Annotated in this window: 1 protein-coding gene; it reads left to right on the forward strand. The window is 65.9% G+C overall.

What is annotated here, in order from left to right; all coding sequences use genetic code 11:
• The first annotated feature begins 55 nt into the window (after positions 1–55).
• Entirely contained in the window at positions 56–1,747 is a 1,692-nt protein-coding gene (locus ACIF80_RS37465) for an ISAzo13 family transposase (RefSeq protein WP_399813509.1), read from the forward strand.
• Positions 1,748–1,762 lie beyond the last annotated feature (15 nt).

Here is a 1,762-nt window from a genome sequence, read left to right on the forward strand (position 1 = left end):
AGGGCTCGCAGATCAATAAACCGTGGCTTTCCGATTGATGGTTCGTTGGTCTGGCATGAGTGGGTTGGACAAGCAACGGACAGCAATGGCAGCGAAGTTCGCAGCGATTCTGCCTCACTTGGACGAGCGACAGCGTCGTCTGCTGATAGGGGCGGAGGCCCGGTCGCTCGGTCACGGCGGGATCAGGGCGGTTGCCCGCGCCGCAGGCGTTCGTGAGGGCACGGTGTCGCTCGGCGTGCGAGAACTTGAGTCCGGTCAGGGTCCGCTGGGTCGGGTCCGCCGGGTCGGCGGTGGCCGCAAGCGTCTGGTCGAGCGCGAGCCGGCCCTGCGGGATGCGCTGCTGTCTCTGGTCGAGCCTGATGTGCGTGGGGATCCCATGTCGCCGCTGCGCTGGACGTGCAAGTCCACCCGCAAGCTCGCTGCCGAACTGACTCGGCAGGGATACGGGATCGGCCCGGACACGGTGGGCGATCTGCTGCGCGAGGAGGGCTTCAGCCTGCAGGGCAACGCCAAGGTCCTGGAGGGCAAGCAGCATCCCGACCGCGACGCCCAGTTCCGCTACATCAACGACCAGGCCCGCCAACATCAGGACGTCGGGCAGCCGGTGATCAGCGTGGACACGAAGAAGAAGGAGCTGGTCGGCGCCTTCAAGAACCGTGGCCGGGAGTGGGAGCCGAAGGGCCGGCCGGTGGCAGTGGACACCCATGATTTTCCCGACCGTGAGCTGGGCAAGGCGGTGCCCTACGGGATCTACGACATCGCCGCGGACACCGGCTGGGTCAACGTGGGCACCGACCACGACACCGCCGCGTTCGCCGCCGAGTCCATCCGTCGCTGGTGGAAGGGGGCCGGACGCACCGCCTATCCAGCGGCCGACCGGCTGCTGATCACTGCCGACGCCGGCGGATCCAATGGCTATCGCACCCGCACCTGGAAGACCGAGTTGGCCCGGCTGGCCGACGAAATCGGGCTGGCGATCACCGTCTGTCACTTTCCTCCGGGCACGGCGAAGTGGAACCGGATCGAGCACCGACTGTTCTCCCACATCACCATGAACTGGCGCGGACGGCCTCTGACCAGCCACGAAGTCATCGTCCAGAGTATCGCCGCGACCACCACCAGCACCGGTCTGACCGTGCACGCCGAGCTCGACACCAACCGCTATCCCACAGGCGTCCAGGTCACTGACGGCGAGTTGGCCGCTCTGCCGATCGCCCGGCACCGCTTCCACGGCGACTGGAACTACACCCTTCATCCCCAACCAGCACCGGAAAAGGACGAGGTCAGCGATGCCAATGACCAGCCGACAGTGCACAACACGACACCTCTGCCCACGAGTTGCCTGCGGCACCCCGAACTCACCGGCATGTCCGACCAACAACTCGGCAAGCTGATCGACACACTCGTTCCCGAAATGGAGCTACAGCGCGAGCACACTCTTCGTGCCCGTCGCGGACGCGAGCGCCTGGTGGCCGCCGGCACAGGCGCCAAGGCCAAGCTCACCCCGGCGGACCGGATTCTGGCCACCGTGCTCCACCTGCGCAAACTCGCCACCATGGACCTCCTGGGCCAGCTCTTCGGAGTCACCGCCATGACCATCAGCCGAGCAAGCCAGGAAGTCCGCCCTCTCCTGGAAGCCCACGGTCACCACATCAACGGCTCCACCGCCCGCTTCCGCACGCCTGCTGACATCGCGGTCTTCCTCACTCCAGACCTCACCCAAACGGAGATCAAAGAGACGAGTTAATGATCTGCGAGCCCT

The organism is Streptomyces sp. NPDC085927, from assembly GCF_044540975.1.
Taxonomy (GTDB): Bacteria; Actinomycetota; Actinomycetes; order Streptomycetales; family Streptomycetaceae; genus Streptomyces; species Streptomyces hirsutus.